28 protein-coding genes are annotated in these 26,112 nt (G+C 67.4%); 14 read left to right on the top strand and 14 right to left on the bottom strand.

Going from position 1 to position 26,112, the window contains the following annotated elements; translation table 11 throughout:
• Positions 1 to 42 precede the first annotated feature (42 nt).
• Positions 43 to 789 (top strand): DUF427 domain-containing protein, encoded by a 747-nt coding sequence (locus tag ACQEVO_RS28150; RefSeq protein WP_432919282.1) that lies wholly within the window; start codon positions 43 to 45, stop codon positions 787 to 789.
• Positions 790 to 816: 27 nt separating this feature from the next.
• Here the strand turns inward: ACQEVO_RS28150 and ACQEVO_RS28145 are convergent, their stop codons facing one another.
• Positions 817 to 1,752 (bottom strand): LysR substrate-binding domain-containing protein, encoded by a 936-nt coding sequence (locus ACQEVO_RS28145; protein ID WP_432919280.1) that lies wholly within the window; start codon positions 1,750 to 1,752, stop codon positions 817 to 819.
• A gap of 188 nt (positions 1,753 to 1,940) precedes the next feature.
• Here ACQEVO_RS28145 and ACQEVO_RS28140 point away from each other — a divergent pair, with 188 nt between their 5' ends.
• From ACQEVO_RS28140 to ACQEVO_RS28125, 4 genes are all read left to right on the top strand, one after another.
• Entirely contained in the window at positions 1,941 to 3,044 is a 1,104-nt protein-coding gene (locus tag ACQEVO_RS28140; protein ID WP_432919278.1) for an LLM class flavin-dependent oxidoreductase, read from the top strand.
• Entirely contained in the window at positions 3,029 to 3,421 is a 393-nt protein-coding gene (locus ACQEVO_RS28135; RefSeq protein WP_432919276.1) for a GNAT family N-acetyltransferase, read from the top strand. Before ACQEVO_RS28140 ends, ACQEVO_RS28135 begins: the two co-directional genes overlap by 16 nt.
• 89 nt (positions 3,422 to 3,510) lie before the next feature.
• Positions 3,511 to 3,984: a carboxymuconolactone decarboxylase family protein gene (locus ACQEVO_RS28130; protein WP_432919274.1), complete on the top strand. Its 474-nt coding sequence runs from the start codon at positions 3,511 to 3,513 to the stop codon at positions 3,982 to 3,984.
• Positions 3,981 to 4,976, top strand: a complete 996-nt coding sequence (locus ACQEVO_RS28125) for a pirin family protein (RefSeq protein ID WP_432919273.1) — start codon at positions 3,981 to 3,983, stop codon at positions 4,974 to 4,976. Before ACQEVO_RS28130 ends, ACQEVO_RS28125 begins: the two co-directional genes overlap by 4 nt.
• Positions 4,977 to 5,070: 94 nt before the next feature.
• On the opposite strand, the gene ACQEVO_RS28120 is transcribed toward ACQEVO_RS28125, so the two are convergent.
• Genes ACQEVO_RS28120 through ACQEVO_RS28105 form a run of 4 tightly spaced genes read right to left on the bottom strand, consistent with a single transcriptional unit; the run spans position 5,071 to position 8,590 of the window.
• Positions 5,071 to 6,153 (bottom strand): NAD(P)H-dependent flavin oxidoreductase, encoded by a 1,083-nt coding sequence (locus ACQEVO_RS28120; protein ID WP_432919271.1) that lies wholly within the window; start codon positions 6,151 to 6,153, stop codon positions 5,071 to 5,073.
• The gene (locus ACQEVO_RS28115) at positions 6,150 to 6,908 is read right to left on the bottom strand and encodes a CoA-transferase subunit beta (protein WP_432919269.1); all 759 of its coding nucleotides are present in this window, start codon (positions 6,906 to 6,908) and stop codon (positions 6,150 to 6,152) included. Before ACQEVO_RS28115 ends, ACQEVO_RS28120 begins: the two co-directional genes overlap by 4 nt.
• Entirely contained in the window at positions 6,905 to 7,783 is an 879-nt protein-coding gene (locus tag ACQEVO_RS28110; RefSeq protein ID WP_432919267.1) for a CoA transferase subunit A, read from the bottom strand. The genes ACQEVO_RS28115 and ACQEVO_RS28110 overlap by 4 nt, the downstream gene beginning before the upstream one ends.
• 42 nt (positions 7,784 to 7,825) lie before the next feature.
• On the bottom strand, positions 7,826 to 8,590 hold the full coding sequence (locus tag ACQEVO_RS28105) for an enoyl-CoA hydratase family protein (protein ID WP_432923075.1): 765 nt from the start codon (positions 8,588 to 8,590) through the stop codon (positions 7,826 to 7,828).
• A 65-nt stretch (positions 8,591 to 8,655) separates the two neighbouring features.
• Here ACQEVO_RS28105 and ACQEVO_RS28100 point away from each other — a divergent pair, with 65 nt between their 5' ends.
• Together ACQEVO_RS28100 and ACQEVO_RS28095 are read left to right on the top strand one after the other, a co-directional pair.
• On the top strand, positions 8,656 to 9,462 hold the full coding sequence (locus tag ACQEVO_RS28100) for an SDR family oxidoreductase (protein ID WP_432919266.1): 807 nt from the start codon (positions 8,656 to 8,658) through the stop codon (positions 9,460 to 9,462).
• 103 nt (positions 9,463 to 9,565) lie between these two features.
• A complete protein-coding gene (locus ACQEVO_RS28095; RefSeq protein ID WP_432919264.1) occupies positions 9,566 to 10,477 on the top strand; it encodes an SDR family oxidoreductase in 912 nt (303 codons plus the stop codon).
• On the opposite strand, the gene ACQEVO_RS28090 is transcribed toward ACQEVO_RS28095, so the two are convergent.
• Entirely contained in the window at positions 10,478 to 10,702 is a 225-nt protein-coding gene (locus tag ACQEVO_RS28090) for a hypothetical protein (protein WP_432919262.1), read from the bottom strand.
• Between the two features lie 410 nt (positions 10,703 to 11,112).
• Here ACQEVO_RS28090 and ACQEVO_RS28085 point away from each other — a divergent pair, with 410 nt between their 5' ends.
• The 3 genes from ACQEVO_RS28085 to ACQEVO_RS28075 are packed head-to-tail and all read left to right on the top strand — an operon-like array spanning position 11,113 to position 14,074.
• Complete coding sequence (locus tag ACQEVO_RS28085) at positions 11,113 to 12,507, top strand: hypothetical protein (RefSeq protein ID WP_432919260.1); 1,395 nt, start codon at positions 11,113 to 11,115, stop codon at positions 12,505 to 12,507.
• 5 nt (positions 12,508 to 12,512) lie between these two features.
• Positions 12,513 to 13,055 carry an ImmA/IrrE family metallo-endopeptidase gene (locus tag ACQEVO_RS28080; RefSeq protein ID WP_432923072.1) on the top strand — a complete coding sequence of 181 codons (543 nt, stop codon included), beginning with the start codon at positions 12,513 to 12,515 and terminating at the stop codon, positions 13,053 to 13,055.
• Entirely contained in the window at positions 13,052 to 14,074 is a 1,023-nt protein-coding gene (locus tag ACQEVO_RS28075; RefSeq protein WP_432919258.1) for a hypothetical protein, read from the top strand. The genes ACQEVO_RS28080 and ACQEVO_RS28075 overlap by 4 nt, the downstream gene beginning before the upstream one ends.
• Positions 14,075 to 14,310: 236 nt before the next feature.
• Here the strand turns inward: ACQEVO_RS28075 and ACQEVO_RS28070 are convergent, their stop codons facing one another.
• Together ACQEVO_RS28070 and ACQEVO_RS28065 are read right to left on the bottom strand one after the other, a co-directional pair.
• Positions 14,311 to 14,727, bottom strand: a complete 417-nt coding sequence (locus tag ACQEVO_RS28070; RefSeq protein WP_011207048.1) for a helix-turn-helix domain-containing protein — start codon at positions 14,725 to 14,727, stop codon at positions 14,311 to 14,313.
• A 435-nt stretch (positions 14,728 to 15,162) separates the two neighbouring features.
• The gene (locus ACQEVO_RS28065; protein ID WP_432919255.1) at positions 15,163 to 16,326 is read right to left on the bottom strand and encodes a steroid 3-ketoacyl-CoA thiolase; all 1,164 of its coding nucleotides are present in this window, start codon (positions 16,324 to 16,326) and stop codon (positions 15,163 to 15,165) included.
• A gap of 158 nt (positions 16,327 to 16,484) precedes the next feature.
• On the opposite strand from ACQEVO_RS28065, the gene ACQEVO_RS28060 reads away from it, so the two are divergent.
• Positions 16,485 to 17,741, top strand: coding sequence for a cytochrome P450 (locus ACQEVO_RS28060; RefSeq protein ID WP_432923069.1), 1,257 nt, complete (start codon positions 16,485 to 16,487; stop codon positions 17,739 to 17,741).
• A 471-nt stretch (positions 17,742 to 18,212) separates the two neighbouring features.
• Here ACQEVO_RS28060 and ACQEVO_RS28055 read toward each other — a convergent pair whose 3' ends face one another.
• Genes ACQEVO_RS28055 through ACQEVO_RS28035 form a run of 5 tightly spaced genes read right to left on the bottom strand, consistent with a single transcriptional unit; the run spans position 18,213 to position 22,814 of the window.
• The gene (locus ACQEVO_RS28055; protein ID WP_432919253.1) at positions 18,213 to 18,629 is read right to left on the bottom strand and encodes a nuclear transport factor 2 family protein; all 417 of its coding nucleotides are present in this window, start codon (positions 18,627 to 18,629) and stop codon (positions 18,213 to 18,215) included.
• A 49-nt stretch (positions 18,630 to 18,678) separates the two neighbouring features.
• Positions 18,679 to 19,554 (bottom strand): TIGR03619 family F420-dependent LLM class oxidoreductase, encoded by an 876-nt coding sequence (locus ACQEVO_RS28050; protein WP_432923066.1) that lies wholly within the window; start codon positions 19,552 to 19,554, stop codon positions 18,679 to 18,681.
• 2 nt (positions 19,555 to 19,556) lie between these two features.
• On the bottom strand, positions 19,557 to 20,723 hold the full coding sequence (locus tag ACQEVO_RS28045; protein ID WP_432919251.1) for a thiolase domain-containing protein: 1,167 nt from the start codon (positions 20,721 to 20,723) through the stop codon (positions 19,557 to 19,559).
• Positions 20,720 to 21,787 (bottom strand): thiolase domain-containing protein, encoded by a 1,068-nt coding sequence (locus tag ACQEVO_RS28040; RefSeq protein ID WP_432919249.1) that lies wholly within the window; start codon positions 21,785 to 21,787, stop codon positions 20,720 to 20,722. Before ACQEVO_RS28040 ends, ACQEVO_RS28045 begins: the two co-directional genes overlap by 4 nt.
• Before the next feature lie 13 nt (positions 21,788 to 21,800).
• A complete protein-coding gene (locus ACQEVO_RS28035) occupies positions 21,801 to 22,814 on the bottom strand; it encodes a Zn-ribbon domain-containing OB-fold protein (RefSeq protein WP_432919247.1) in 1,014 nt (337 codons plus the stop codon).
• 61 nt (positions 22,815 to 22,875) lie between these two features.
• Here ACQEVO_RS28035 and ACQEVO_RS28030 point away from each other — a divergent pair, with 61 nt between their 5' ends.
• The 3 genes from ACQEVO_RS28030 to ACQEVO_RS28020 all read left to right on the top strand — a co-directional run bounded on the left by ACQEVO_RS28030 (position 22,876) and on the right by ACQEVO_RS28020 (position 25,660).
• Positions 22,876 to 23,916 carry an LLM class F420-dependent oxidoreductase gene (locus ACQEVO_RS28030; protein WP_432919245.1) on the top strand — a complete coding sequence of 347 codons (1,041 nt, stop codon included), beginning with the start codon at positions 22,876 to 22,878 and terminating at the stop codon, positions 23,914 to 23,916.
• Positions 23,917 to 24,056: 140 nt separating this feature from the next.
• Positions 24,057 to 24,308: a helix-turn-helix domain-containing protein gene (locus ACQEVO_RS28025; protein ID WP_432919243.1), complete on the top strand. Its 252-nt coding sequence runs from the start codon at positions 24,057 to 24,059 to the stop codon at positions 24,306 to 24,308.
• Positions 24,305 to 25,660: a HipA domain-containing protein gene (locus ACQEVO_RS28020; RefSeq protein ID WP_432919241.1), complete on the top strand. Its 1,356-nt coding sequence runs from the start codon at positions 24,305 to 24,307 to the stop codon at positions 25,658 to 25,660. The genes ACQEVO_RS28025 and ACQEVO_RS28020 overlap by 4 nt, the downstream gene beginning before the upstream one ends.
• 53 nt (positions 25,661 to 25,713) lie before the next feature.
• On the opposite strand, the gene ACQEVO_RS28015 is transcribed toward ACQEVO_RS28020, so the two are convergent.
• Positions 25,714 to 26,103, bottom strand: coding sequence for a hypothetical protein (locus tag ACQEVO_RS28015; protein ID WP_432919239.1), 390 nt, complete (start codon positions 26,101 to 26,103; stop codon positions 25,714 to 25,716).
• Positions 26,104 to 26,112: the final 9 nt, after the last annotated feature.

The following is a 26,112-nucleotide window of genomic DNA, read 5'->3' as shown; positions in this document are numbered from 1 at the left end:
TTCTCCGTTCGCCGCCGCCCGCCCGGCGTAGGGTCGGGAAGTATGACCGAGGCACAGCGAGACGAGGTCCGGGTCGAGACGAGCCAGAAGCGGGTGCGGGTCTACTTCGGCGGGCAGCTGGTCGCCGATACCGTCCGGCCCGCGCTGGTCTGGGAGATCCCCTACTACCCGGCCTACTACATCCCGGCCGCCGATCTGCGCGCGAAACTCGAACCCGACGGTACGGTCCATCCCTCGCGCCGTTTCGGCGACGGGACCGGTTACGACGTGGTGGTCGACGGTGCGACCGCGCGGGGCTCGGCCCGGATCTACCCGGACTCACCGGAGCTGAGCGATCTGGTCCGCCTCGAATGGGCGGCGATGGACGAATGGTTCGAGGAGGACGAACCGATCTACGTCCACCCACGTGACCCGTACTCGCGCGTGGATATCCTCGCGAGTTCCCGGCACATCCGGGTGGAGATCGACGGGGTCACGGTAGCGGATTCACGCAACCCGCGAATCCTGTTCGAAACCGGCCTGCCCGCCCGCTACTACCTGCCGCTCACCGATATCCGGATGGACCTGCTGCGTCCCTCGGAGACCCACACCAGCTGCCCGTACAAGGGCAACGCCGACTACTGGAACATCGAGGTCGGGGGCACGGAGTACGCCGACCTGGTGTGGATCTACCGCACCCCGACACCGGAGAGCCAGAAGATCGCCGGCCTGGCCTGCTTCTACAACGAGAAGGTCGACCTGTACATCGACGGCGAATTGCAGGACCGGCCGAAAACGCCGTTCGGGTGATGGGCGTGCGAGCCGCCGCCGCACGGACTACGTGACGGGGTTGCGTAGCCACTTGTGCTCTTCCGCGCATTGCCGGGCGGTGCTGCGGACGTTGGCAATGGCGGGTGACGGATCGTTCGCGGGCCACAGCATCGAGAGGTCCGCCAGGATCGGCGGATCGACGACAGCGCGAACGACGATGCCGGCGGCGGTCGTCGCGGCGTGCTCGGCGAACGAGGCCGGGGCCAAACCGATCTCGCGGCCGCCGGCGAGGCGGGCGAGCATGGCGTACACCGGCGGTTCGTCGAACGCGCAGATCTCGGGTGCGAAGCCCGCTTCCCGGAACGCGGCGACGATCCCGTCGTAGTAGACCGGTGCGAGCCGGCGCGGGAACAGCAGCAGCGTCTCGTCGCGGAGGGCGGCCACCGGGATCCGCGGCATATCGGCGAGGCGGTGGCGAATGCTGAGCAATGCGGAAACAGGCTCCTCGCGCAGGATTTCGCCGGCTACCCCGTCGCCGAGCTGTGGTGCCAGGGCGAGACCTACGTCCAGCTCGCCGGCCCGGAGCCGTTCGGGAATTTCGGCGCTGAAGAACTCCCGGGCGTCGACCATGAGATCGGGGTGATCCTCGCGGAGCGCATCCAGCAGTGTGGTGAGGGTGTCGAAGCCGGTCACCGGGGTGTAGCCGAGCCGAATCGTCGTGGCTATCCCGGACCCGGCCTGCCGGGTGAGCTGCACGGCTTGTTCCAGCGCGGCCAGCGCTTTCGGCGCCTCGCGAACCAGTGTGCGGCCCGCGGCGGTGAGCTGCACCCGGCGACTCGTTCGCGCGAACAGCGGGGTTCCGAGGATCTCCTCGAGTTTACGGATCTGATGACTCAGCGACGGCTGTGCGATGTAGAGCCGCGTGGCCGCGCGGCCGAAGTGGAGTTCCTCGGCGACGGCCATGAAATAGCGGAGCAGGCGGGGGCTGATATCGATAGACAAATCCTACCGATCGGCGTCCGGACAAGTCTTGGACGCCCACCGGGCGGCCACCGTACGGTCGGTTCCGGGCCGCGGGAGACATCTCGGCCTGTCCCATCGAAGCTGGTCGTGTCGGTGTGACCGCTTCCATCCACAGAAGGACACAGTGTGACGCGCACCGCCAAGCCGGTAGAGCCGGGAGTCGGCTGATGGATGTTTCGGCGATCGAGTTCGGTATCGACAGTTTCGGCGACCTGCCCCGCAACGACCGGGGTGAGATCGTCTCGCACGCGCAGGCGATCCGTGCCACGGTGGCCGAGGCGGTCCTGGCCGATCAGGCCGGTATCGATGTGATCGCGCTGGGTGAGCACCACCGGCCGGACTACGCGATCTCCAGTCCGGAGACGGTGCTGGCCGGAATCGCGACCGCCACGAAACGGATCCGGCTCGCCTCCGGGGTGACGGTGCTGTCCTCGGACGACCCGGTGCGGGTGTTCCAGCGTTTCGCCACCGTGGACGCGCTCTCCAGCGGCCGTGCCGAGGTGATCCTCGGCCGGGGTTCGTTCACCGAGTCGTTTCCGCTGTTCGGATACGACCTGAACGATTACGAGGTGCTGTTCGAGGAGAAGATCGACCTGTTCCACCGGCTCCTGGACGAAAAACCGGTCACCTGGCAGGGCACCACTCGCGCCGCCCTGCGCGAGGCGGATGTGTACCCGAAGACCGAATCGGGACGTCTGAAAACCTTGGTCGGAGTCGGCGGGACACCACAGTCGGTACTCCGCACCGCCCACTACGGGTTCGGGCTCATGCTCGCCATCATCGGCGGTGCCCCGGCCCGCTTCGCCTCCTATGTGGATCTGTACCGGCGGGCGCACGAGCAGCTCGGCACCACCGCGCAGCCGGTCGGGATGCACTCGCCCGGTTTCGTCGCAGCCACCGACGAAGAGGCCAAGGAGTTGTTCTACCCGGGTTACCGGGAAATCCACGACCGCATCGGGGCGCTGCGCGGCTGGCCACCGCTGCGCCGGCAAGCGTTCGATGCCGAGGTGGAAAGCGGGTCGCTGTACGTCGGTTCGGCCGAGACGGTCGCGGCCAAGATCGCCGAGGCGATCCGGGTGCTGGAGGTGGGCCGGTTCGACATGATCTACTCCGCCGCCGGCACCGTATCCGCCGCCGCCCGGCTGCGTTCGGTCGAGTTGTACGGCACCCAGGTGATCCCCCGGGTCCGCGAGCTGCTGACCGAACAACCGACCGCTGCCCGAGCCACGACGCGGTCTCACGAAAGGACACCCGGATGGCCGAAGGATTGATCGACAACACCGGTGCAGCTGTCACCGTCGAACTCGACAACGCCGACCCGATCAGTTCCTATACCGTGCGCCTCGCGGATGGAACACCCGTCGGCAGGGCAGATTTCGTCGACCCGCCCGGAGCAGCCACCGAACGGATCTTTTTCCACACCGAGGTGGATCAAGAGTTCGGTGGACGAGGTCTGGCCGGGCTGCTGGTACGCGAGGCGCTTGCCGACAGCATTCGCAAGAATCTCACCGTCGTGCCGGTGTGCCCGCTGTTCGCTCGCCATCTGCGGACGCACGGCGATGAATTCGTCGCGGCCGGCGGTGTGTACCGCCGAGCGACACCTACCGATATAGCTCTGGTCACGCGCGCGACCCGAAGCGGAGCATGAGATCTTTTCGCTTGTGCAATGCGCGCGACGATAGATGTACCGGAGTGCGGAAGACGGGTGTGCGCTGTCGCCGCGGAAATGGAGACACGATGCATCCGTCCCTGGACAAGGTGATGCCCGAGGCATGGAAGGCCGCGAACGCGTTCGCGGCGTCGATTCGCGCGGCGGCGACGCAGCGCGGACTTTCTGTTCAGGAGGCGGAGTTCATCAAGCTGCGGGTATCGCAGCTCAACGCCTGCGCTTTCTGCGTTGATCTGCATTCGCGGGAGGCGAGACGGGCCGGGATAACGCAGCAGAAGCTGGACCTTTTGCCGGTATGGCGGGAGACCGGATTGTTCGATGACCGGCAACGGGCGGTGCTCGCGATCGCCGAAGCCGCCACCCTGCTGCCCACCACCGACGAATCGGAGGCCGATCTCGCCGGTGCCCGATCGGTGCTCGGCGAGGAGGTCTTCGTCGCGGCCGAGTGGGTGGCAGTCGCGATCAACGCATTCAACCGGATCTCGATCCTCAGCGGGCATACGGTGCGTCCCCGCGATACCGAAGGGAAGATCGTTCGATGACCGACCTCGACCCACGCCCCGAGCTGAAAGTGCTGGATCCCGGGCAGCCGTGCACGGCGACAGAGATCCTCGAGCCGCGCCGCGTGCCCCTCGGCGGTGTGCGGGAGATGAACGTGTACCGGACCCTCCCGCAGCGGCAGAGGTCGCTGGTGGGGGCGTGGTGCTTCCTGGATCACTACGGTCCCGACGATGTCTCGCTGACCGGTGGTATGCAGATGCCGCGGCATCCACACACCGGGCTCGCGACGGTGTCCTGGCTGTTCACCGGCCGCGTCGAACATCTCGACTCCGGTGGTAACGCGGCCTCGGTCGTGCCGGGCGAGCTCAACCTGATGATCGCGGGCAGAGGCATCACCCACCAGGAGATCAGCAACCCCGAAACGAACACCCTGCACGGCGTGCAGCTCTGGTACGCGCTGCCGGACGCGACGCGGTTCGGTGACAACGCGTTCGCGCGCTACGCGCCGGAGCCGGTGTCACTCCCCGGCGGTACGGCGCGCGTATTCATCGGAGCGCTCCTCGGATCGGTCTCCCCGGTCGATACCCGGACCCCGGATCTTCTCGGTGCCGAACTCATCCTCGAACCCGGCGCCTCGGCGAAGCTCACCGTGCGGGCCGACTTCGAACACGCGGTTCTCGCCGAGAACGCTGAGGTCAGGGTGAACTCGGCCGCCGTCGGCCATCGCTCGCTGGCCTACATCCCACCCGGCTCCGACACCTTGGTCATCACCGCGGGCGATACCGGAGCCCGCATCATCCTGCTGGGCGGCGTCCCGCTGGGGGAGCGGATCGTGATGTGGTGGAACTTCGTCGGCCGCGATCACAACGAGATCGTCGAATTCCGCCGCCGCTACCAAGCGGAGCTCGGCTTCGAACCCGCCGACCCTGCGGATGCCGGCAAGCGTGCTCTGTTCGGCGAGTTCCCACCCGACCAACCGCCACCACTGCCGGCTCCGCCGCTACCGAACTCCAGGCTGGTCCCGCGCGAGTAGCCCGCGGCCGAGCCCGACGACCCGGCCGACGCCTTTCGGCCGAACCGCATTCGAGGTCCGCCGCACGAGCAGGGCGGACCTCGAGCGACTTCGGTCAGTTCGCCGATTCGGCGTTCTGGGGGAGCGCGGCGAGGGTGCCGATCCGGGCGACCGCGTCCGCGACGACGCGGTCGATGAGTTCCTGGCAGGTCGGGAGATCGTCCAGGATGCCGCTGACCTGGCCCGCGGCGAGCACACCGGCTTCGGTATTGCCCTCGACCAGCCCGGCGCGCAACAGCATCGGGGTGTTGGCCGCCATGATGACCTGCGACCAGGTGAGATCCTTGGCCTTGCGCATGGCCAGGCCGTCCCGGACGATCGTGGACCATTTCATCCCGGTCATGCTCTTGAACCGGGTCGCGTTGCCGACCGCCGCCGTGAGTCCACGGATGCGGCCCGAGTTCTCCAGCTTCTGCACGAGTTCGGTGTTGAGCACACGGTGCGGCATGCCGTCGACCTTGGTGGAGACGACCGTTTCGCCGAGTTGCCGGCGCAGGTACTCCTGTTTCACCGAATCCGGGACGCTGCTCTCCTGGGTGAGCAGGAAGCGGGTGCCCATCGCGACGCCGGCGGCGCCGTAGGCGAGAGCGGCGGCCAGGCCGCGGCCGTCGAAGAACCCGCCCGCCGCGACCACCGGGATATCGACCGCGTCCAGGACCGACGGCAGCAGCAGGGTGGTCGCGACCGGGCCGGTGTGGCCGCCGCCTTCGCCGCCCTGGACGACCACCGCGTCGGCACCCCAGGACGCGACCTTCACCGCGTGCTTGGCGGCACCGATCGACGGAATCACCACGACGCCCGCATCTTTCAGCTTGGCGATGAGGTCCTTCTTCGGCGCCAGCGCGAAGGATGCGACCTTCACGTTCTCCCGGATCAGCAGGTCGATCCGCTCGCCGGCGTCGGAGGCGTCGGCGCGGATGTTCACGCCGAACGGTTTATCGGTCTGCGCCTTGGTTTTGGCGATGGCCGTTTCCAGCTCGTCGTAGGTCATGGTGGCCGAGGCCAGAATGCCGAGACCGCCGGCGTTCGAGGTCGCCGAGACCAGGCTCGGCCCCGCCACCCACCCCATACCCGTCTGCACGACGGGATGTTCGATCCCGACGAGTTCGGTCAGCGGGGTCCGCAGCCGGGGAGTCACTGCGGGACCTCCCGGTCACGGATCTTCTTCGGGTCCAGGACCTCGCGGATGATCCGCAGTTCCTCGGTGGTCGGCAGCCGGGTTTCCCCGGCGGTGCCCAGCTCCGCGATCTCGAACGAGGTGTTCTCCGCGACTTCCTCGGCCGTCACACCGGGATGCAGGCTCAGCGCCCGCATGGTGTGGTCCGGGCCGTTGAAATCGAAAACGCCCAGGTTGCTGACCACCCGATGGATGTGGTGGAAACGGAAGGCGGGGTTCTCGGGGTCGACCTTGTCGTAACCGACACCGGCGACGATATCCACCTTGTCACCGAATACCCGTTTGCTGTGCCGCCCGACCCAGTAGCTGGTCGGATGGTTGATGGTGTTCCCGGGGGCGCCGCGGACACCGAACATCTGCCGGGTCGGCTGCTGCAGCGGGCCGAAGGCCGAGAGGTTCTGGTTGCCGAAACGGTCGATCTGATTGGCGCCCATCACCACATGACGGCGGCCGGAGGCCAGCACGTCGAAGACCTTGCGGAACGGGATCCAGCCCTCGATCGGTGCCTTACCGCCGATCGGCGGGGTTTCGGCGAGGAAGAACGCCTCCCCGTCGGAGATCAGCAGATCGGGTTCGAAGGTGAGTTTCGCCAGCCGCGCACCCAGCTGCGCCATCGGCGACATGGGGCTGGCGAAGATCTCGCCGGCGCCGCGGAAGATCTCGGCGCAGGCGATCGCGCACACCTCGGCCCGGGTGATGGTTTCGGTGCTGGTCACCGCTCCTCCTTGAATCGCGCGACGGCGGCCTGGTAGTCGTCCTCCGAGCCGCTGAGGTAGGTGTCGACGAAGGTCTGCCAGGTCTCCGGTGACCCGGCCGCTTCGACATAGTGGCGCTGGAATTTCTCGTCCCGGCCGTAGCTTTCGCCGCCGAGGGTGAAATGCGCGCCGTTCGGGGCCTCGGCCACCGCGTCGACCATCATGCGGTTGAGCAGCAACGATTGCGGCGGAACCGATTTCACCAGTTCCTCGGTTTCCACGATCCGCTCGACCGAGAGATAGCGCTTCTCGGCGGCCATGCAGAACAGGTCGTCCATATAGGGGTCCACGCCCTGGTACGCGGCATTGCCGTGCGCGTCGCCGAGGTTCAGGTGCACCAGTGCCGCGTCGAGGTTCAGCGCCGGCATGGCGATCAGGGTTTCCGGGCGGCCGTCCGGACCCGGATACGGCGAGGTGACGGTCTGCAGTTCGCCGTCCCAGAAGTTCGGCACATCCGAGCCGAGACCCGCGCGGATCGGCAGGAACGGCAGTCGCGCCGCGGCCGCCTCGAGCCCGCATTTGAGCATGCCCTCGTCCATCTCCCGGGCCACGATCTGCCCGGAGGTGCGCGCTTTCGCGAACCAGGGGTCGTAGAACGGCGCCGAATCGAGGGAGACGAAACCGTAGTAGGCCTTGCGCACCTTGCCGGCCGAAAGCAGCAGGCCGAGATCGGGCCCGCCGTAGGTGACCACGGTCAGGTCGGTGACATCCGTTCGCAACAGGGCCCGCACCAGGGCCATCGGCTTACGCCGCGAACCCCAGCCGCCGATCCCGATGGTCATTCCGCTACGCAGTTCACCGACGATCTCGTCCAGTGATTTCCGCTTGTCTCGCATGTTCTTCCGTTCCACCAATGTCGACGATCCTCCGGATCGGTGTCAGCTCTTGTCCTTCTGTGCCGCCAGGTCCGCGTCGAAGCGGTCGCGGATCTCGTCCGAGGCTCCGGACAGGTTCAGTTCGAAGGTGAAGCCCTGTTCGAAGCGGTAGCTGCGGTGCACGTCCTGCAGGTCGATACCGTTGAGGGCGCGTTTGGCGGCCCGGATCACACGGCCGTCCTTGGCCGCGATGTCCTTGGCGACCTCTAGCGCGGCGGCGTCGAGTTCGGCCCGCGGGACCACCTTCAGCACCGACCCGTGATGGTGCAGCTGCTGCGCGGTGGCCGTGCTCGCGGTGAAGAACAGCGCACGCATCAGATGCTGTGGAACGAGCCGGGCGAGATGGGTGGCGGCACCGAGTGCGCCCCGGTCGACCTCCGGTAGCCCGAAGGTCGCGTCGTCGGAGGCGATGATGATGTCGGAATTACCGACCAGGCCGATCCCGCCTCCGAGGCAGAAGCCCTGGACCGCGGTGATCACCGGGACGGGGCAGTCGTAGACGGCGGCGAACGCTTCGAAGCAGCCGTGGTTGGCGTCGATCAGCGCCTGGTGCCCCGGTGTGCGCTGCATTTCCTTGATATCCACGCCGGCGTTGAAGCCCCGGTTCTCCGCGCGCAGCACCACCACCCGGGTCTGCGGGTCGCGCCCGGCGGCGCGGATCTCGTCGGCGAGGGCGAACCAGCCGTCCGAGGGTATGGCGTTGACCGGCGGATAGTCGACCGTGACCACGGCGATACCGGCGGATTCCGTATGGCGGGTGATCCCCATCGCGTATCCCATCTCGCATCTCGAGCATCTTGGCTAAGCAAGCAATTGCTTGGTAGGTTAACACGGTGGCACTCGAAATCGACCTGTCCGATCGCGTCGTTCTGGTAACCGGAGGCGTCCGCGGCGTCGGTGCCGGTATCAGCCGGGTTCTGCTGTCCGCCGGTGCGACGGTGGTCGCCTGCGCGCGCCGGCCCGCGGAGACCCCGGTCGAGGTGGACGGGCGCGCGATCGACTTCCTGCCCTGCGATGTCCGCGACGCCGAGGCGGTGCGGGCGATGATCGCGGAGATCGTGCGCCGGTACGGCCGGCTCGACGACGCGGTCAACAACGCCGGGGGAGCGCCCTACGCGCTCGCGGCCGACGCCAGCCCGAAATTCCACACCAAGATCATCGAATTGAATCTGCTGGCCGCGCTGCACGTCGCGCAGGCGGCGCACGCGGTGATCAGCGAACAGGAAAACGGCGGGTCGATCGTCAATATCTCCAGCCTCAGCGGGCACCGGCCCTCGCCCGGTACCGCGGCCTACGGTGCGGCGAAGGCCGGTGTCGACGCGCTCACCGTCTCCCTGGCCGCGGAATGGGCTCCCCGGGTCCGGATCAACTCGCTGGTCGTCGGCGCGGTGGAAACCGAACTCAGCGAACTGCACTACGGCGATGCCGCCGGGGTGGCCGCGGTCGGGCAGACCATCCCGATGGGCCGCCTCGCCCGCCCCGAGGACGTCGGCAACGGGGTGGCCTTCCTGCTCTCCCCGCTCGCCGGATATATCAGCGGCGCCACCCTGCAGATCCACGGTGGCGGCGAACCCCCGGCATTCCTTTCGGCCGCCAACGCCGCCCATTCCGGCGACCCGGCGAAACCCGCACAGTCATGATTCGACCGGCCCCGCAGCGTTCGGTCGTGCGCCACCGATGCGACGGCCCGGCGCATGGCCGCCGCGACAACACCAGTTACGACCAACGACGATAGGAACGGATATGGCAACCGAGGGCATCTGCGCCGGACGGACCGTCATCATCACCGGGGCCGGCCGGGGAATCGGCCGGGCGCACGCACTGGCGTTCGCGGCCGCGGGGGCGAAGGTGGTGGTCAACGATATCGGCACCAGCCTCAGCGGGGAGTCGACGGCGGAGACCCCGGCCGAGCAGGTCGTGAGCGAAATCCGGGCGGCCGGCGGCGAGGCCGTCGCCAACGGTGACGATGTGGCGAGCTGGGACGGCTCCCAGCGGCTGATCCAGCAGGCCGTGGACACCTTCGGCGGGCTCGATGTGCTGGTCAACAATGCCGGTTTCGTCCGCGACCGCATGCTGGTGAACCTCGGTGAAGACGAATGGGACGCCGTGGTGCGCGTCCATCTGAAGGGGCACTTCGCCACCATGCGGCACGCCGCCGCATACTGGCGCACGGAATCGAAAGCCGGCCGCCCGGTAGACGCCCGGATCATCAACACCAGCTCGGGCGCCGGCCTACAGGGCAGCGTCGGCCAGGGCAACTACGGTGCCGCCAAAGCGGGCATCGCCGGACTCACTCTCACCGCCGCCGCGGAATTCGGACGGTACGGCGTGACGGTGAACGCGATCGCGCCCTCGGCCCGCACCCGGATGACCGAGACCGTTTTCGCCGACATGATGGCCAAACCGGAGGATGGTTTCGATGCCATGGCGCCGGAGAACATCTCACCGATCGTGGTGTGGCTGGGCAGCCCGGAATCGGCGGGGGTTACCGGCCGGATGTTCGAGGTCGAGGGCGGCCGGATAGCGCTGGCCGAGGGCTGGCGGCACGGTGTTCCGGTGGACCGCGGGAACCGCTGGGACCCGGCGGAACTCGGCCCGGTGGTCGCCGAACTCATCGCGAAGGGCGCCGACCCGGAACCGGTCTACGGCGCGTAATCATTCCTGACCGGTGCCCGGCCTCACCTCTGCGGGGCCGGGCACCGGTTCGTTTCTTCGCAAGTAGAGCGAGGACCGGACGGCAACCGCGGCGGCCGGGTTGCCGATCCCGGCTGGTTCTTTGCGGTAATCGGCCTCCGGGCCGGGTGCACCGAAGAATTCGCGTAACCGCTGCGGCGCCTCCCGCACGGTCGTGCCGGTGACCAGCAGTACCCCGAACACCATGGCCGGCAGCACCTCATCACTGCCACCGGTGAGCCCCTGGCGGACACCTCTTCCGCACCACACCGGCCGTGCGCGCCAGGACGGCGGTGTGAATGCCGTTCGCGTCCGCCACCACTGATGGGCCGGTCGCCTGCTGTGTTCGCCGAGCCGGTGCGGGACTGCATGCGGCCGGCGTCCCCCAGCTACCGGTTACCGGTTCCGATGGCTGTGACAAATCCCATTCCCGACCGGTGTTCCGCCGTGGGATCAGGCCGCTCTACCTGCGGTTCAGCTACAGGCAATCGCGGTCTCGCGGCTTTGTTATGCGCCGGTCAGAGCGCTGGTTTACCATGGGCAACCATCTGTTCGTTCTGCCCGGAAGGCGTCACCACCGGGGGATCCGCAATATCGATCGAGGGGATGGCTGGCGCATGGCCGTTGGTCGCAGCAAGCGATTACTCGCAGTAGCCGGGGCAGTGGGTTGCCTGGCGCTACTCGGGGGGCCGGGCTACGCCATCGCCGAACCGGGGCGGGGTCCCGTCGTGGAACAGGGGCCGACGGGCAGCGGGGACGGGGGTCCACAGCCGAAGCCGCCCGCGCACAACGGGCCGGATTCCGGCAATCACGGACCGCTCGCGATTCCGGGCGATCCCGGCCCTGCCGCCGGCGTCGACGGGGCGGAGGTGCCCGATGCCGGGATCGTCCCCGGCCTGGGCACCGGAAGTGCGGGCTCGCCGGCACCCGCGGAGGCTCGCCCGGGGTCAGCGGGGGAGCCCGCCGTCCCGCCGGCCGCCGCGCCCGAGCCGGCGGCCGGTGTTCCCGGGGCGCCGGGCGCCGCGACCGGGAGCAGCGGCCAGGAGACCGGTGATGTGGCGGAGTGGCAGTCTCTGAACATTCCCGGCCGTGGTACCGCGGCCGAAACCACGGAACAGGCGGAGCCGCAAGCAGTTACGGCTCCGGCACCCGACTCCGCTCCGATCGCCGAACCTTTCGGTCTGGGCACCGCGCTGGGCACGATTCTCGCCACCGGTTCGGCGGCCGTCGGGTCGGCCGCGATCGCACCGCTGGCCGTAACCGGTTCCGCGGCAGCGGGTACGGGGTCGGCCGCGCTGGGCACGGGTTCGGCAGCGGTCGGTTCCGCCGGTGTGGGAGTCGGGGTGACCGGTTCGGCTGCCCTCGGCACCGGATCCGCCGCGCTGGGTACGGGGTCGGCCGCGGTGGGATCGGCCGGGGTCGGTGTGCTGGGTACGGGTTCGGCGGCGCTCGGTTCGGCCGGGGTCGGGGTACTCGGAACCGGGTCGGCGGCGCTCGGTTCGGCTGCCGTCGGTTCCGCGGGCACCGGTTCGGCCGCCGCGGGTTCTGCCGCGACGGGTTCGGCAGCGCTGGGCTCCGCCGGCGTGGGTTCGGCTGCTCCGCTCCTGCTTCTTCTCCTGCCCGTACCGCCGGTGCCGCCGGCACCGGTCGGGCCGCCACTGGCGCTCCCGGCGCCGGGTGGCGGCGGTGCGGGCGCCGGGGGTGGCGCACCGAGCGCGGTGGATGTCGCGGTCGGTGCGGGCCTGCCCGGGGCCGCAGCGCCGCCCGCCACACCCGGTGACCCCGGCACGCCCAGCGCACCGCCGGTTGTCGCGGCGCCGCAGAATCACGCCGTGCGGCCTACCAGTGCGGAGGATCTGCTGCCCGAACCCGAGATCCTGTCGGTGATCGGCGGGCTCGTCGCCTTGGCGATCGCGGGTGGCGGTTCGGCCGTGATGAGTTATCAGAGCGCGGCCCAGGCCCAGGCGCGGATCGACGCCGCGCGCGCCGAATTCTTCGGAACGGGTGCGTGATCGCGATGACGCGTAGCGGAACAGACAACGCCCGGACCTCGACGGGCAAGACGCCGGGCACGCGCGCCTATCGCCGGGTCGCGGCCGCGGTGGACGCGGTCTGCGCGATCGCCGCCGACGCCGACGCCACCACCCTCGACCAGGTGGTGGATGCGGTGGCCGCCGAACGCGGCCGGCCCATCGAGATCGCCGATGCCGATCTCGGGCCGGGTGTCTGCGGCCAGCGCCGGTACTACCCGGCCAAGGACATCATCGTGCTGGCCAGCGCCCTGCCGAGCCGCGACCACACACTCGCGCACGAACTGGGGCATATCGTCTTCGATCACGAGGGCGCCCCGGCGACCGAGGTGACACTGGAGGTGAGCGATGAGCTCATCGCCTACATGCTGAGTCAGCGTGCACATCAGACCGCTCTCGAGGACGGCGAGGACGACCAGGCCGAATGGGAGGCCGAAACGTTCGCCGCCATGCTGATGACACGGTTGCGCGTATTCAACAGCCGGGGCGCGGGCGTCTCGGTCCTTCGATTCGATGAGGCTCTGGGATGACATTCTGGTTGACCGCGTTGATCGTCTGGGTCGCGGCCGGCGCCCGGGTGGGCCGAGTCCTGGTCAAACCGGCGACCACCGCGCGGGTGGCGATCGTGATCGCCGTAGCGGCCGTGGCACTCGCCTGTACCGCGGCAATTCCCGATGTGGGGCTGGCGATCGACAATTTGCGGCCTGCCGGGCTGCCGACCGGTTTACTGTCCGAGGGTGTCGTCGTCGGTGCCTGGCAGCTGTTCGTCACCGCGACCTCGGTCGTCGCGTCGGCGGCCTGGCCGGTGGTTTCGCGGCGTAATCTGCGCCAGATCGCCTGGGCCATATACGGTGCCGGTCTGTTCACGATCGCCGGTGCGCTGTTCTGGTCCTTCACACTCGGCTGGGCGGTGGTTGCGGCGGCGGGGGTCTTCGTCGTGGTGACCGGGCTGCGGAATCTGAGCTGGACGGCGCTCGGTCGCGGTATCGCCATCTATATCGCGGGAACCGCGCTGGTGATCGGGCTGGCCGCCGGACAGATCCAGCGGGGTCTCGCCGATGCCCCCGGCGCCGAGCCGGGTGAACCTGGCTGGGCGTGGCCGCTGTGGCAGGTGGCCGCCCTGCTGGTGGCATTCGGCGCGGTATGGATCGTGGTCGAGATGTGGCTGCGCGCACGGTTGTTGCTGCGGCGGGTGCAAACCCTGCACAAGGTCTTGGTGAAACGCTTCCCGGAGGTGGTCCAGGAGGAAACCGGGACGTCCACCCAGCTCAAGGCGTCGGACCGGGTCGCGCAGATCATGGATGCGCTGTATCTGCAGTCCGGCGGCGGTGTGGAGATCGCCGCCGCCGGTGATCCGCCGGCGGCGATCGGCCGGCGTGCCGAGCGGGTGGCGCAGTGGGCGAAGCATCCGCTGGGGACCGCGGTGGTGGATGCCCGGTGGATCGCACCGCCGGAGGGCATCAGCCCGCGTGGCTGGGTTCAGGCGATCGCGCAGGCGTTCGACGCACTGCCGGAGCAGGCCGGGCAACCGGAGCCGCAGCTGCGGTAGTTGCCCGAGGTGTGCGGTATGTCCGTTACGTCACTGTGATATCGCCGCCGCGGGCCGGAAAATCATGCCGATTGGTCGGTACTGCGATTATCGGATACTTCCGGATCCACGTGTCCGCGATACCGCCGCCCGCGAGAATTCGTCCCCCTGGTGGGGACACGCTCTCGGTGTTTACCGGGGCACAGGAGCAGACGCGGTGCGACCCGTGTCGGATCGCACCGCGTCTACTTCCGGTCTTATTCTGTCCCGTCCGGAGGAATTTCGGGCAGACCCTCACTCGCGCGCAGTTTCTCCGCCATGGAGGTCAGGAGGTTCTGCGACTCCTCGGAGAGATCGAAGGCCCGGCTCGACAGCCTGCGCAGCCCGTAACCCTGTAGCTGCGAGAGGAGTTCGAGATCGTGGTCGATCTTCGCGGCGTAGATGTCGTTGAAGAAGTAGTCGGGCTTCACCTTGAAGAACTTCGCCAGGGCGGCGACCGTCTCATCGGACGGATTCGTCCGCTGACCCGACCGTAACTGCGACAGATACGGTTTGGAGATCGGATGACCGGATGCCGTCAGTGCGGCCGCTACCTCTGCATTGGTGTGCGGCTTACGCCCCGGGGGATGCACGGTTTCGAACAGCTTGTTCAGCCGCGCCGCGAAATCAGCCATTGTGAGCCGCCCAATTCCCTTCACTGTACTAACAGTCGTTATCTCGGATACCTATCATTGATATTAGCGGCTCAGTAACTGAAAACCTACGCCTGATTCCGGATTTCCTTGAAGCTTCTAGGTGTGTATCCGGGGAAGTGGACCGGGGTATCGCGTTTGCGGGTTGCCCGCACGGATCTTGTGGACCGCTTATACCGCCAGGTAGCCGCCCGTCGCGGGGGTCTTCCCGGACGGGCGGCGAGTTGCCTTCGGATAGCTGTTACCCCTACGGAAGACCCGTGTACCACTTTGTGTGGCGTACGACACGTCCGCCGAACGCTGAGATGAACGTTCAACCTACAGTGTGGAATTTCTCGGTGCTCCGGGGCTCTTGCCTGTGAAGTGGCACTAACGCCCCGGAGTCCCGGGTGCTGCCGAGGAATTCGGCGAAGGGCCTCAGAGGCGTTCGATGATCGTTCCCGTCGCGAGTGCGCCACCGGCGCACATGAGCACCATGGCAATGCCGCGGCCGGAACGTTCGAGTTCGTGCAGCGCGGTGGTGATCAGCCGCGATCCCGTCGAACCCACCGGATGACCCAACGCGATCGCCCCGCCGTTCACATTTACCCGGTCGAAATCCGGCTGGTGCACCTGCGCCCACGACAATGCGACGGACGCGAATGCCTCGTTGATCTCGAACAGATCAATATCGTTGATGCTCATACCGGAACGTTCGAGCAGCCGGCTGCAGGCCTGGACCGGCCCGTCCAGATGGAACTCCGGCTCCGAGCCGACGAGGCACTGGGTCACGATCCGGGCCCGCGGCCGCAGGCCCTCCCGCTGTGCGGCCTGCTCGTCCATCAGCAGTACGGCTGCGGCGCCGTCGGAGATCTGCGAGGAGGTACCGGCGGTGTGGATACCGCCCTCCAGGACCGGCTTCAGCTTGGCCAGGCTCTCCGCGCTGGTCTCGCGCAGCCCCTGATCGCGGGTAACCTCTTGCTTCTCACCGGTCGGGTTGCCCTCTTTGTCGACGACCGGGGCGGTGATGGTCAGGACCTCGCGGTCGAAGCGGCCTTCGGCCCAGGCCTGCGCGGCCAGCCGCTGCGACCGGACGCCGAGCGCGTCCACATCCTCGCGAGTGATCCCGCGCCGCTTGGCGATTCGTTCGGCGGCCTCGAACTGGTTCGGCATATCGATATCCCAGGAGGCGGGCCGCCGGGGGCCGGCGTTCTCGCCGACATTGGCGCCCAGCGGCACCTGGCTCATCGCCTCGACACCGCAGGCGACGCCGATATCGATGGCGCCGGTGGCGATCAGGCCGGCGATCAGATGGTTGGCCTGCTGGGCCGAACCGCACTGGGCGTCGATGGTGGTGGCGCCCACCTGCCACGGCAGTCCCGCGGCCAGCCAGGCCGTGCGGGTGATGTTGTTCGACTGTGCGCCCGCCTGGGTGACGCAGCCGCCGATGATCTGTTCGACCTTGGCCGGGTCGAGGTGGGCGCGATCGAGCAGCCCGCGCTGGGCGAGACCGAGGATCTCGGCCGCGTGCAGTCCGGACAGCCAGCCGTTGCGCTTACCGATGGGGGTGCGAGCGGCCTCGACAATGACGGGTGTGCCCATGGTGAACCTTTCGTTTCGGACATAAAACTGTAACGTGTTCCGCGCACGGCACGAGGCAAGATCAGTCCGGTTTCTTTCCTCATTCTGGGGCCTGTGCTTCAATGATTGTAGAACGTGTTTCAGTTTGTCGAAGGAGACATCTGGTGGTGGATACGCGCATGGGCCGGCCGAACCTGCCGGAGGGGTTCGACGTCACGGATCCCGATATGTACATGCAGCGGGTGCCGGTCGAGGAGTTCGCCGAACTCCGGCGTACCGCGCCGATCTGGTGGCAGGAGAAGTCGCCGGAGGTCGGCGGTTTCCACGACGACGGCTTCTGGGTCGTCACCAAGCATGCCGATATCAAGGAGGTGTCGCGGCGCAGTGATGTCTTCTCGACCTACGAGAACACCGCGCTCCCGCGTTTCAACGACGATATCGAGCGCGAGCAGATCGACCTGCAGCGTTTCATCCTGCTGAACATGGATCCGCCCGAACACACCCGGATGCGCAAGATCATCTCGCGTGGGTTCACGCCGCGCGCGATCAACTCGCTGCGCGACGAGCTGTCCAAGCGCACCGAGGCCATCGTCAAGGCCGCCGCCGAGGCCGGGTCGGGCGATTTCGTCACCCAGATCGCCTGCGAACTGCCCCTGCAGGCGATCGCCGAACTGATCGGCGTACCGCAGGAAGACCGGATGAAGGTGTTCACCTGGTCCAACGAGATGACCGGCTACGACGATCCGGAAATCGATGTGGACCCGGTGCAGGCCTCCACCGAACTGCTCGGATACGCCTACGCGATGGCGGAGGCCCGCAAGGCCTGCCCGGCCGACGATATCGTCACGACCCTTGTCGAAGCCGACATCGACGGCGAATCCCTCAAGTCCGAGGAATTCGGCTTCTTCGTGATGCTGCTGGCGGTCGCGGGTAACGAGACCACTCGCAACGCCATCACCCACGGCATGATCGCCTTCCTGGAGAACCCCGATCAGTGGGAGCTCTACAAAAAGCATCGCCCCAAGACCGCGGCCGACGAGATCATCCGCTGGGCCAGCCCGATCACCACCTTCCAGCGCACCGCGCTCGAGGACACCGAACTCGGCGGCGTGCAGATCAAGAAGGGCCAGCGGGTGCTGATGGTGTACCGGTCGGCCAACTTCGACGAGGACGTCTTCGAGAACCCGATGAAGTTCGACATCATGCGCGAGGACAACCCGCATGTGGCCTTCGGCGGCACGGGAGCGCACTACTGCATCGGCGCGAATCTGGCCAAGCTGGAGATCGACCTCATCTTCAACGCCATCGCCGACCATATGCCCGACATCTCGAAGCTGGGCGACCCGCGGCGCCTGCGCTCCGGCTGGCTCAACGGGATCAAGGAATTCCAGGTCGACTACAAGACCTGCCCGGTGACCGGCAAGACCGCCGGCTGAGCACCGCGGCCCGATAGCCACCGGAACCACGACCGGCCGGCTGTCGGAATCGAGTGTGCGCCCGCGCCGTTGTGGCGGCGGCGCGGCCCACAGTTCGGCCCCGCACCGTCCGGTGCGGGGCCGAAGTTTGCTCAGGTGCCGCCGTAATCGCCCGGTAGCGGCGCCGGGCCTGCCGATCCGGCAGCGGACAGCAGGCAAAGGTTCGGCGCAGTGACTTCCGCTGTCACCGGCGAACGGGGCCCTCGGATATAGCCGTCCGGCCCGGCCCGGATCATCGCCGGCGAGTCCGTACCACGCCCGGGATATCGGTTCGGGGGAGGCGACCGACCCTGACCGGGTGGGGCGCCCGGCAGCGGGCCACGCACTCGGTGCGGCGGCGCGAAGCGGCCCCGCACTCCCGAGGGGTGCGGGGCCGCTTCGGTGGAGAAGCCGACCGGCAGGCGGACCGTGAGGGGTCGGCCAGCGAGCCGATCAGCCGATCGGGGTGGCCGTGGCCATCGCGCGATCTACTTCCCAGAACGCGCGGAGCGCCAGAATCTTCCCGGCGTCGTCCACCTTGTAGGTGAAAACACCTTCGGCGTCGATTCGGTGCCCGCCGATGATGCTGCGGATCGTGCCGGTGAAGGCGACCTCCGCGCCACAGGCGAAGGAATCACCGAACAGGAACTCGATCGAATCCGTGCCGGCTATCGCCTTGTCCCAGAAGGCCGAGATCGCCTCGGGTCCGCGGTGGCCCTTGCCCTCGGGATCGAAGCCCGACGGGCCGATGGGGTCCTCCACGATCCCATCGGCCGCGAACAGCGCGAGCCAGGCGTCCTTGTCCCGGGCGCGGACCGCGGCCTGGGAGGCCAGACCGGCGGCGCGGGCGGGATGTTCGTCGCTGCTCATGGGGTTCCTCTCGAAAACCGGGGTGCCGCGGTGGCGGCACTCCGGGTGCTCAGGTGATCGGGTTCTGGATGTTCTCTTCGGCGAACTTGCGCAGCGCGTCCTTCTTCGCCTCGATATCGCCGTCGAATCCGATCCCGGCGGCCAGCCACGGCACCACGATGGCGTCGGTGACGCCGGCGTCGTACTGCTCCTGGTAGCCGTCGCGCCCGAACTTGTCGATGCAGACCGCCTGGATCTCGAACGGCACGTCGGCGCGGCCGTATTCGGCCCGGAGTTCACCCAGCCGGGCGATGGTGGTCTGCAGATCGGCGAATTTCATCATCGCCGAGGTCCAGCCGTCGCCGACCCGGGCCGCCCGGCGCAGCGCCACCTCGGTGTGGCCACCGATGTAGAACGGCACCGGTTCGCTCGGCGCGGGGCTCATCTGCAGTTCGTCGAAATCGAAGAACTCGCCGTGGTATTCGACCATGCCACCCGCGAGGACCTTCTTGATGACCTCGATCATCTCGTCGACCCGGGCGCCGCGGCGCGCGTACGGCACCCCGCACCATTCGAATTCCTCCGGCGCCCAGCCGATCCCCACGCCGAATCCGAACCGGTTACCGGACAGGTTCGCCACCGACCCGACCTGTCGGGCCAGCAGCAGCGGATTGCGGGAACCCAGTTTGAGCACATTGGTGTAGAAGCGGAGCCGGGTGGTCACCGCGGCCATCGCGGTCGCGGCGATCAGCGGATCCACCCACGGCGTCTCCGGACCCCAGAAGCGGCTGCCGTCCGGGGTGTACGGATACTTCGCCGCCTGGGATTTCATATAGAACAACGAATCCGGCAGGGCGATCGAGGTGAACCCGACCTCCTCGGCCGTCTTGGCGAGTTCGGGCAGCTGGTCCAGCGGACTCAGCGCGATCCCGAGGCTGAACTTCAGCGTCATCGGCGTTCCGATCCCACGACCCACATCGAGAAGTACTGCGACCCGCCGCCGTAGGCGTGGCCCATCGCCTTGCGCGCGTTCTCCACCTGGTAGTCACCGGCCCGGCCCATGACCTGTTTGGCGGCTTCGGCGAACCGGATCATGCCGGAGGCGCCGATCGGGTTGGAGGAGAGCACACCGCCCGAGGGGTTCACCGGCAGCATGCCGCCGATCTCGGTTTCCCCCTTGTCGGTGAGTTTCCAGCCGTCACCGGGGGCGGCGAACCCCAGGTTCTCCAGCCACATCGGCTCGAACCAGGAGAACGGTACATAGATCTCGGCGGCGTCGATCTCGGTCAGCGGATCGGTGATCCCGGCCTGCGCCCACAGCGCCTTGGCCGCTTCTTGACCGGCCTGCGGATTCACCTGATCGCGGCCGGCATAGGCGAGCGGTTCGGTGCGCATGGCGGTCGCGTGGATCCAGCCGACCTTCTTACCGGCCGCTTCCATCGCGGTGGCCGATTCCTCGCCGCCGATCACCACGGCGCAGGCGCCGTCGGAGGAGGGGCAGGTTTCGTCGAAACGGATGGGGTCCCAGAGCATCTGCGAGGCCAGCACCTCTTCGACGGTCTTGTCGCCCTGCTGGAGATGTGCGTGCGGATTCTTGGCCCCGTTGCGGCGATCCTTCGCCGCGACCATGGCGCCCACGTGCAGCGGCGCGTTCGACCGGCGGATATAGGACCGCACATGGGGTGCGAAATACCCACCGGCACCCGCGCCGACCGGCATGGTGAACGGCACCGGAATCGACAGCGCCCACATGGCATTCGATTCCGACTGCTTCTCCCAGGCGATGGCGAGCACCTTTTCGTGCACACCGCCCTGCACCATATTGGCGGCCACACACGCGGTGGATCCGCCGACCGAACCGGCGGTGTGCACGCGCAGCAGCGGTTTACCCGGGGCGCCCAGCGCATCGGCCAGGTACAGCTCGGGCATCATCATGCCCTCGAACATGTCGGGGGCCTTGCCGATGACGATGGCGTCGATATCGGCCATGGTCAGCTCGGCATCGGCCAGGGCCCGGTCGATGGCCTCGCGGCACATCCCGGCCATCGAGACATCGCTGCGTTTCGCTACGTGGTGGGTTTGTCCGGTACCCAGCACCGCGGCGGGGAAACTCATCGGCGGGCCTCCGAATCGAGAACGGTCACAAGGTTTTGCTGCAGGGCGGGCCCGCTGGTGGCGTGTGCCAGGGTGCGTCCGGCATCGCCGGCCATGATCGCGTGCGCGGCGTAGCCGATCCGTTCCAGCCCGGTGGCGAACATCGGGTTCGCGGCCAGTGCGCCGCCGTTCGGGTTCACCTTGGTCTCCGGTTTCAGGCCGAGGGCGTCGGTCAGGATGAGCTGCTGGTGGCTGAACGGCGCGTGCAACTCGGCGATATCGATACCGCTGGTATCGCCGCCGGTCACGGCCTGGCCCGCGGCGGCCGCCGACGGGGAGACGGTGAGGTCGCGGGCGCCCAGCACACTGGAATCGATCCGGTGCGCCATACCCGTGATCCACGCGGGACGTTCGCACAGCTCCCGGGCCCGATCGCCGACGGCGAGCACGATGGCCGCGGCGCCGTCGGTGATGGGCGCGCAATCGTGCTCGCGCAGCGGGTCGGCGACGTACGGCGCGGCCAGCAGATCGTCGACCGATTTACCGTCGACGGTGTGCGCGGCCGACACCGCGGCCATATCGCGTTCGGTCCAGCGTCCGGCGTCGAGCCCGGCGCGGGCCTGCAGTCCGGCCACGGCCAGCGAATCCGGCCACAGCGGTGCGACCAGATAGGGGTCGAGCTGGGTGGTGAGCACCTGTCGCAAGGTGCTGGCCGAGGACTTGCCGAAGCCGTAGACCAGGGCGGTTTCCGCCTGCCCGGAACGCAGCTTCACCCACGCCTCGTACAGGGCCCAGGCGGCGTCCATCTCCACATGGGATTCGTTGATCGGCGGCACCGCGCCGATCGAATCGATCGCGGAGATGAACGAGAAGGACCGGCCGGCCAGGTAGTCCGACGAGCCGGAGCACCAGAAACCGATATCGGATTTGGTGATGCCCAGCTGGTCGTAGAGCTGCTGGAAACAGGGCACCAGCATCTCCACACCGTTGGTGGTGCCGTAGGTCTCCGGCACATGCGGTGCGTGCGCGAAGCCGACGACGGCGATCTCGGTGGCGTTGTCGATGGAACGCTCGGTGATGGTCACGCGGGGAGCCCTCTCACAGGTGATGCTTGTAGGTGTCGTAGTCGGCATCCGGCTCGCCGGTCGGCTCGAAGTGGTCGATATTGGCCATGGTGTGGCCCCACTCCTCGCGCGGCTTCCAGACCACCTTGACCCGCATACCCATCCGCACCTCACTGGCATCGCAGCCGAGCACCAGATGCAGGAAGGGGATATCCGCGCCGTCGAGCAGCACATACGCCGCCACATACGGCGGTTTGATCCGCTGACCCAGGAACGGCACGTTCACGATGCAGAAGGTGGTGACGGTGCCGGTCTCCGCGAGTTCCACCATGTCCGCGGTGGAGCGGCCGTCGACCGGGTCGACACCGCGCGGCGGGAAGTACACCTTGCTGTTCGCGTCGGCGCGGCCGCCGATGAGTTTGCCCTCGTTCAGGCCGCGCAGGAAGGCGGTCTCCTCGGGGGAGGCGGTGTGCTTGTAGTCCATGCCGATCGGCGTGGTGATGATCGTGACCGGGTCGGCATCCGATGCCGGCGCGGGCTCGGCCGTCGGAGTCTCACCCGGCTCGAAGCAGACGATGTCGTGGATGGTTCCGGTGAGCTCGCCGGCCCAGCGCGCGGTGACCCGCATACCGGTGCTGATCTGCTCCGGGCTCGCCACGTCCACCGCATGCAGCAGGGCGGTATCGGCACCGTCGAGCTGAATCAGCGCGTAGGCGAACGGCCGGTCGAAGGGCTGGCCCGGTAGCGGATCGCGGACCCAGCTCCACGACTTGACGGTGCCGGTGGTGGCCACTTCCACGAACTCCGAGAGCGGTTCGGCGGTCACCGGATCGAACTCGGCCGGTGGTACGAGTACCCGTCCGTCCGAACCTCGGATACCGAAGACGCGTCGTTCGCGCAGACCGGTAAGGAACTTGCCGATGATGGGTCCCACGGAGCGGGTGTAGTCGAACTCCATCCGCAGGGGCGCACTGAGCACATCGCTCGGTTTCAGTCCCGGCGGCCGATCCTGCGTAATTACCGTGGGTGCGGTATTCCCCTGATTCACGATATCGAGTAGAACAGGTTCTTATTCTGCTGGCAAGCAGTAGGCCGGAAAGGGGTCGGTTGTGAAGTTCGGATTGCAGCTCGGATACTGGGGCGCGGCGCCGCCGCCGCACGCCGCTGAAGTTGTGGTGGCTGCCGAGGAAGCCGGGTTCGACGCGGTGTTCGCCGCCGAATCCTGGGGGTCGGACGCCTTCACCCCGCTGGCCTGGTGGGGTTCGGCCACCGAGCGGGTGCGGCTGGGCACCTCGGTGGTGCAGCTGTCCGCGCGCACCCCCACGGCGACGGCCATGCACGCGCTCACCCTCGACCACCTCAGCGGCGGCCGGGCGATCCTCGGGCTCGGCGTCTCCGGCCCGCAGGTGGTGGAGGGCTGGTACGGGCAGCCGTTTGCCAAACCGTTGCAGCGCACCCGCGAATACGTCGATATCGTGCGCAAGGTGCTGGCCCGGGAAGCGCCGGTGGTCAGCGCCGGACCGAACTATTCGCTGCCCTACACCGGCCCCGGCGCCACCGGCCTGGGTAAACCGTTGAAGCCGATAACCCACCCGCTACGTGCGGATCTGCCGATCTGGCTGGGCGCCGAAGGCCCGAAGAACGTGGCGCTCACGGCGGAGATCGCCGACGGCTGGCTCGCGATCTACTACACGCCGCGCATGGCCGGCGTCTACAACGAATGGCTCGACGAAGGCTTCGCCCGCCCGGGTGCCCGCCGTTCGCGGGAAGACTTCGAAATCGCCGCCACCGCCCAGGTGATCATCACCGACGACCCCGCCGCCGAGATCGAACGCATGCGCTGGATCACCTCGCTCTACATCGGCGGCATGGGCGCACCGGAACTGAACTTCCACGCCCAGGTGTACCGCCGGATGGGCTACGAGAAGGAGGTCAACGAGATCGGCACGCTGTTCCAGGCGGGCAAGAAGGCCGAGGCCGCGGCCGCGGTACCGGACGAACTGGTACTGGAAACCGCGATCATCGGTAATGAGTCGCAGGTCCGCGAGCAGATCGGGGTCTGGGAGGCGGCGGGAGTCACCATGCTCCTGGTCTCGGTGCCGGATGTGGACCAGCTGAAGCGTCTGGCGCCCCTTCTCGACGCCGGGTGAACTTGTTTCAGAAATGCTTCCTGCGCTACCCGCCGTGAACCTCTGGCGGGTAGCGTGTTGCTAAATCAACACATTTCTACATGTCTGCACCGATGTGGCGATTTCTTGACATAGGATCGTCTCGGTCATAATGTGGCGATATGGCAACATCGGGCAGCGCTGGTGGGCCGCGCGTGCGATCGGCGTCCGCGCTGGGTCGTGTGGTTCGTGCTGCCCGCCAGTCGCAAGGGATGACGCAGTCCGAATTGGCGCAACGCGCCCGGACCAACCGCTACTCGCTCGCTCAGCTCGAAGAGGGCGACACGACGAAAGCGATCGAGCGACTGTTCGACGTACTCGCAGCCCTCGAACTCGAGCTCACCATCCGTCCCCGGCGGGAGCGAACCGAATGACCGTTCTCGACATCTGGCTCAACGATGTTCTCGTGGCAACCGTCTCTCCCAAGGCGCGGGGCAAGAAGGTCGTCGTCACCTATACCGAAGAGGGACGCTCCGGTTACCCCCCTGGCGCCCCGATTTTGTCGTGTTCGCTTCCGGCGCTGCCTGGGTCCGCTCCTCCTGCGGCGTCGAGGGCCTTCCTCGAGGGCCTGCTGCCGGAGGGGCGTGCTCTCGAGGTTGCCGCTGCCCGGCTGAACAACGTTCGGCTGGATTCGTCGAAAGCCCCTGCCGCTCCCGCTGATGCAATCGGACTGCTGTCCGAGTACGGGCGCGAATGCGCCGGTGCGGTGATCGTGATGCCCGCCGGAGAGCGCCCCTCTACGAATGCTCGCCCTTCGACTCCGTTGAGCGCGTCCGATCTCGACGGTCTGCTACGCGACCTCCCCATCAGGCCGCTCGGGGCGGACCCGGAACACAACATTCGTATGTCACTGGGCGGCGCACAGGACAAACTGTTGTTGACGAGAGTCGATGGCCAATGGTGCATCCCACTCGACGGATATCCGTCCACGCACATCCTCAAGCCGACAACCGTCTGGCCTCACAGCGCCGAAAACGAGGCCCTCGTCATGACTTTGTCCCGTGCGTGCGGTCTGTCGGACTCGGACGTATGGATCGAGACGATCGGTGGCCGGAGCGTGTTCGTAACCCAGCGATATGACCGGGTCCTCGACGGCACTGGAAAGGTAGTTCGACTCCACCAAGAGGATATGTGCCAAGCCATCGGACTTCGGCCGAAGGAGAAGTACGATATCGGCCGTCCGTCCGAACGTATGGCGCGGGTGCTGAGGGAGAACGCCGACTCCCCTCGCACAGAGGTGCAGTTCCTTTTCGAACAGGTCGCTTTTCGGGCGATCGTCGGTGACGAGGACGGACACGGCAAGAACTACTCCCTTCTGTTGCGCAACGGTTCGGCCTCCGTCGCCCCCATCTACGATTCCCTCTGCACGCTCGAATACCCCGATCTCACTGCCGAGATGGCAACCAAGATCGGACGTCAGGGATCGCTGATGAAGGTGGACAGAACCGCGTTGCTCGAGGAGTCGGCGGCCATGGGCCTCCCTCGTCGCGACGCCGAACTCACCCTGGAAAAGTTGACCTCGAACCTCCGGCAGGGAATCGATGACCTGCCGGCCGGCCTGACGACGGGATGGCCCGCAGACCGGCTGATTCAGCGAATCGCATCCCGCGCCGCACGACTCGAAGCCGGCCAACCTATGGGAGCGGAAGAACCGAGGTCTCCGAAAAGGACGAACCTTGATGCCGCCACAGTCAAGGCCCGCAGGAGCGCACCGCTCGGCCCGTGAGGTCGCCGCACGGCAGCGAGGGTTTGTTCGCCGGTATACGGCGGATTCGCGTTTCAGGTGGCGGTCAGCAAATCCAACGCGGCGATGATTCGATCGAGGTCACGTACCGAACGCCGACAGTATTCCGGCTCGTTCCGGACTATGAGATCCGCCGCCTGCGCTTCGGTAGCGAACTGATGTCGCCCCTTTTCTTCCATCACGTGTGACGGAACCAAGACCCAGTTGCGGCGAGTCGTGTCGAACAGCCAATCGATCTCACGTCGCTCGTCTTCGACGATGCGCCGGAGATCTTCTGCGAACGACACCGGTAGCGGCTCGGCGAAACGCCAGACCACAAGGGGCGGCGTGAAACGGTCATCGTCGCCGGCGCCGCCGCCGTGCCGGTACCACTCGAGCGAACCGAAACGACGAAGCTGTGCAAGGAAATCGATCGGTCTCATCATTCACCGTTT

Origin of the sequence: Nocardia sp. CA-290969 (assembly GCF_050936135.1) — a bacterium.
Taxonomy (GTDB): Bacteria; Actinomycetota; Actinomycetes; order Mycobacteriales; family Mycobacteriaceae; genus Nocardia.
The sequence above is the reverse complement of the archived record's forward strand: the minus strand, read 5'-3'. Positions and strand labels throughout refer to the sequence as shown.